This window comes from Actinomycetota bacterium (genome assembly GCA_005888325.1).
Taxonomy (GTDB): Bacteria; Actinomycetota; Acidimicrobiia; order Acidimicrobiales; family AC-14; genus AC-14.
In genome coordinates this window covers 1-4,860 of the sequence record VAWU01000089.1, presented here as the reverse complement: position 1 = coordinate 4,860, position 4,860 = coordinate 1, and the positions used below count along the sequence as shown (strand labels likewise).

At 65.2% G+C, this 4,860-nt stretch carries 4 protein-coding genes; 2 read left to right on the top strand and 2 right to left on the bottom strand.

Going from position 1 to position 4,860, the window contains the following annotated elements:
• Window positions 1–309 precede the first annotated feature (309 nt).
• Both E6G06_22220 and E6G06_22215 read left to right on the top strand, forming a co-directional pair.
• Window positions 310–588: a hypothetical protein gene (locus E6G06_22220; protein ID TML85074.1), complete on the top strand. Its 279-nt coding sequence runs from the start codon at window positions 310–312 to the stop codon at window positions 586–588.
• A gap of 257 nt (window positions 589–845) precedes the next feature.
• Window positions 846–1,376, top strand: a complete 531-nt coding sequence (locus tag E6G06_22215; protein TML85073.1) for a GNAT family N-acetyltransferase — start codon at window positions 846–848, stop codon at window positions 1,374–1,376.
• Window positions 1,377–1,662: 286 nt separating this feature from the next.
• On the opposite strand, the gene E6G06_22210 is transcribed toward E6G06_22215, so the two are convergent.
• Both E6G06_22210 and E6G06_22205 read right to left on the bottom strand, forming a co-directional pair.
• The gene (locus E6G06_22210) at window positions 1,663–2,592 is read right to left on the bottom strand and encodes a hypothetical protein (GenBank protein ID TML85072.1); all 930 of its coding nucleotides are present in this window, start codon (window positions 2,590–2,592) and stop codon (window positions 1,663–1,665) included.
• 634 nt (window positions 2,593–3,226) lie between these two features.
• Window positions 3,227–4,860, bottom strand: a 1,634-nt coding sequence (locus E6G06_22205; protein TML85071.1) for a hypothetical protein, incomplete at its 5' end; no start/stop codon positions are given.

Genomic DNA, 4,860 nt, shown 5'->3' with positions numbered 1-4,860 from the left:
CTCGGGGACGTCGACGCGTGCGATCAGCGAGGGCGGCGACGGCGGCGAATACCCCCACTCCGACAAGCGCGACCGCCAGCCCAACCGCCACGAGCCAAGCGTACGCCCGACCCATCCGGGGACGCCGAGCGGCAGATCTGTGCTGGCTGGGCGGCGTTACGAACCTCGTCGGTTGGAACGTTGCTTCGATGCGCGGACACGCTGTCTCGCCTCATCAATAAGACCCATAAGGTTCGGGTGATCAATGATTCGACCGGCCTCCTTGACGAGTTTGATTGCCGTCCTCGTCCGACCGGCTCCAACGAGAACGTGTACCAGGTCGCGAACCTGTTCTATGGCCCGCTCGCGATCGTCACGACGCGCACGCCCGAACGGTCCGCCCGCGAACACATACGCGCCGAGATCCGGATGCCGCTCCTCCACCGCCAAGATCAGGCGGTAGGCGGCCTCGTCGTCGCCCAGCGCACGGTCGATCGCCAGGGCTTCTCCGAACCGTTCCGAATCGATCGGCGGTCCAAACGCCGCCCGCGCAGCCCTTGCACGAACCCCGAGCAGCGCCCGACGGGCGGCCGAGTCCTGTTGCCCTAGCTCCGCCCAGTAGGCGAGTGCGAACGAAAGCCGTACGCCTAGTGCGCCCCGTCAGCCTCCAGTGCGTGCGCGTGATACCAACGATGGGCCCGCAATGCATCCCGGAACCGACCTTCCTCCCGCCAGGTCTGCGCCAGGTCGAGCCAATCGTCGGGACTCGTACGCCCCTCGAACGTCATCCGCCTGCTCAAGAGCGCATCTTGCTCCGTGGAGGCATCGCGACATAGTGCCCGATCCGCCAGCGCCGAGCGGCAGATATGGCGCTGCGGGATTGGGCTCGATTGTTCGTCCGGGTCGTCGTTCGCAGGTGTTGGGAAAGAGGGGCGCGGCATCATGAGCGTGTGCAATTGCGAACCCGCAGGCTGACGCTGCGGCCTTTCCGGTCCGACGATGTCGCCGCGTTCGAGGCCTTCGCTCTGGCTAGGGCATACCGCCGTTTCCTCGGTGATCATCCCTACCCGGCGGAGTTCGTGACGAACAATGTCGGCGTCGATGGCGCCTGGGTGGTCGAGCTCAACGAACGCGTCGTCGGGTCGGTCTTCCTCGGCGAGCAACTTGCCTGTCTCCTCGCCCCCTCGGTCCATGGGATGGGCATCGGGGCGGAGGCCGTACGGGCGGTCATCAACGACGGCTTCGAGAGGCGCGGTTATGAGGAGATCGTTGCACGAGCCGATCCCGACAACATTGCGTCACTGCGTGCGCTGGAGCGGCTCGGGTTCCGTGCCCGCGAAGACGGCACGTACCGCCTTGAACGCTCGGACTGGCAGAGAAATGACGAACCCCGATAGTCAAAGGTACGAGGCGAATCCTGCGCCCGTTCCACAGCGCGGATAGGCAGTTCGGGGCGCGGGGCGAGCACGTGCTACGCGCGGTTCTCGACGATCCGCGCCAGGCCGTTCGCCACAGCCTGAACGCCTGCCTCGGCCCACCCGATACCCGCTCCCAGGATGACGGCGAGCGTCCCAACGACAGTCAGAACCGCACGTATGACGACCATGACTCAACAGGTTCTGACACTACGTCCCGACCGAGTGTTCTCTTTCGAACCCCGGACCTCTCATGCCTGGCTCCTCGCTACCGGAGCGAACGGGAAGACTCGGCGCGCTCACTGGAGGTCCACGCGTCGTAGGCGACGACCGCTGCGATTCCAATCCACGGGAACCACACTCTCGTCTCTTGAATCTCAGCGATGAACAGACTCAGGCCGACGTGGAAGGCCAACGCGACGCCGAGGGCAGAGGCAAGGGGATCTGGTGGCCATCCGCGACGCCACGCACCGACGACGACCAGCGACAGAGGCAAGAACATCACGACCGGCGCGGCGATGCTCTGCACGTTGAGGTTGTCGCTCAGTTTCAGCAGTCCAGACCCCTTCAGATACCCGGCATCCGGGTACACGCGCACCCATATGTCGGTGGCAGCCGCAGCAACAGTGCCGAGAGCGAGACCTTCGACGAGCCATCTTCGGTGACGTAGCCCGACGAACGCGAAGCCAACGCCGAACGCGAACAATACGTCCGTGCGCGTCCCAATCAGCAAGAGCGCACCGAACGCGAGCACGCTCCGCCGTCGCCAGCCGTCGAGCGTTGCCCCTACCGCAACGATCGTGACCGCGAGCAGAGCCGCGAGCGGCTCCGGGCGGGGATAGAAGGCGAGGCTGAGCGCCCACCACCCGCAAGCGAAGCAAGCCAGAACATAACCGATCGGCCCGACGCGACGGCGCTGGGCAAAGACGAACAACGCGATCGCTGCACAGACGCCGACACCGCTCTCGACGGCGCCGATGGCCGTCTCCAACGACATGGCATGGGAGACGAGTTGAGCCATCTTCGGCACCAATGGCCTGTATTGGTCCGGCGCCGGGGCGGACCCATCGATGATGCGCTCATACTGGCGGAGGAGGTAGCTGTTGTGGATGCCGCGAACCCGCAGCCAATAGTCCCAATACGCGATCCCGAGAAACACTGATGTGCCGACCGCCAGCGGCCCCAGCTTGGCTCGCATCTGGCGAACCCTAGACGCAACGCTTTCTCGGATCAGTCCAGACCGCTCAGGGCTAGCGGTCGGAAGAGCTCAGTACAGCGTTCCGGCGGTCGCCATGTTTGTCAGTTCGGCGCATTCAGGTGAATAGAGGAGTTTGAAAGCCGCGCGATCAACTCCACCAAACCTTGTTGTGCGGCTCGGGCGGTTACCCCGCGCGTTCCCGGCGCGGACGACGCTACTTGTGCGGTGTGAATAGCAGCAACGCCGAGCCGTAGTTCGGGCGCGACGATGCAAACGGTGTGACTGCTAAGCGATGGCGATTGCATCCCGTGGCCGCGCGAGGCGCTACTCGTGTGCCGAGGTCTCTCGTACATGAGCCTCAGCGATTCCGATTGCCATCGCCTGCTTGCTGTGTGGCCCGCGAAGCTTCCGAAGGTTCAAGGACCAGTACTCGCGACTCGGAAGCTCCGCCCGAGGTCGGCCGTCATCACCACATTGCGGACAGATTATCTCCCAGTTCTCGGTCGAGCGCTCTACCCGTCCGTCTGGAAGAACGGAGTACTGGTCAACCGGGAAGCCCCGGACCGCCGGGTTGTGCGCCGCTCCCTCGCTCACGCGCACAGCTGTCTCGGCGAGAGCACGAGCGCCCCTTCGGTCATCCGCTCGCGAACCCTGAGGGTGTGCGCCCAGCGAGCACAACTCTGGCGACCCGCCAGGCACCGAACTCCGTGAACCAGAGGTTCCCATCGGGTCCGGCCACGATGCCGGGGCAATCCGAGTCCCCCGACGGCACCGCGAACTCTTCGATCGCATGGCTCACCGGATCCATCCGAGCGACCTTGCCGTACGGGGTGCTCTCGGTGAACCACAGCGCCCGGTCGGGGCCCACGCCGAGTCCGACCGGGGCGCGGTATCCCGGCCCCAGCGAGACCTCAGTGACCGTCTTGGTCACCACGTCAATCTTGGCGATGCCCTTGAGCGGGAAGTTCTCGGTAAACCACATGTTGCCGTCTGGGCCGAACGCGATGTCCCCGCCACGGTGGCCGCTCGGGATCGGGAACAGCTTGATCACACCCGAGATCGGGTTGACCCTCCCGAGGACCGCTTCGGCCCGGTCGGTGAACCAGAGCCGACCACCCGGCCCTGCCGCGATGCTCGTGGGGACTGAGTCCGCCGCGGGTATGGCGATCTCGGTGATCACATCGGTCGCGGGGTCGATCGCGCCGATCTTGGCCGCGCCAGCATCGGTGAACCACAGGCGTCCATCGCCGCCTACGGCGATGTCTTCGGGATGCGCGTTCGCTGATGGCAGCGTGAACTCGCGGATGGACCCGGACACGGGGTCGATGACGCCGACACGGCCGGAAGCGGTCTCGGTGAACCAGAGCTTGCCGTCAGGCCCGCTGGTGATCGCGTCCACCTGGCCATCGGCGGTAGGGACGGGGAATTCGGTGAGCGCGTGTGTGCGCAGGTCGAGGCGTGCGATCTTGTCGGGATAACGGAAGGCCGGTGAAAATGAGTGGCCGTTCTCGGTGATCCACAGGTTGTGATCAGCGCCCACGGCTACGTCAGTCGGACCGTGAGGGATGACGGGCGGGTACTCAGCAACCGCGTGGGTCGCAGGGTCGATCTCACCAAACTGGGAGCCAAACTCGCTGGCGAACCACAGCTTCTTGTCGGGACCGACGGTGATCGCCTGCGAGTGGCCATTTGCGGTGCCGGAGGGAAACTCGGCACCGATGCTCGTGCCCGAGGACTCGCTGAACCACACGCCTCCGTCGGGTCCTGCGACCAGCCCCGAGGGGCCCGTCGTCGAGGAGGGCACTGTGATCTGGGTGAAGGAGCGCGACGAGATGTGGCGCGACGGGTGGAAGCGCACGATGCGGTTGTTGTCCGGCTCGGTGAACCAGAGGTTGCGATCGGGTCCGACCGCCAGTGCCAGGCTGAATGCAGGGCTGGGCAGCGGGAACTCGGAGATCACATGGGTTCTGATGTTGAGCCGCGCCAACGCTCCCTGCTCGATGAACCAGATGTTGTGGTCGGGACCGCTGGTGATCGCGCCGACCTGGCTTGTCGAGGTCGAGGGTGTGAATTCCTCGATGGCGGTGGTTATCGGGTCGATACGTCCAATGCGGTGCGAGCCACCTTCGGTGAACCACAGCGCACCGTCTGCGCCCGCGGTGATGCCAAAGGTGCCACGCACGTCGGATGGCAGTGTGAACTCGGTGACCACATGGGTCGTTGGACTGATGCGGCCGAGCTTGTTGGCGAAGCCCTCGGTGAACCAGA

Coding starts and splice junctions, on each gene's coding strand:
- E6G06_22215 (TML85073.1), top strand. CDS start 846: ATGGCGCTGCGGGATTGGGCTCGATTGTTCGTCCGGGTCGTCGTTCGC.
- E6G06_22210 (TML85072.1), bottom strand. CDS start 2,592: ATGCGAGCCAAGCTGGGGCCGCTGGCGGTCGGCACATCAGTGTTTCTC.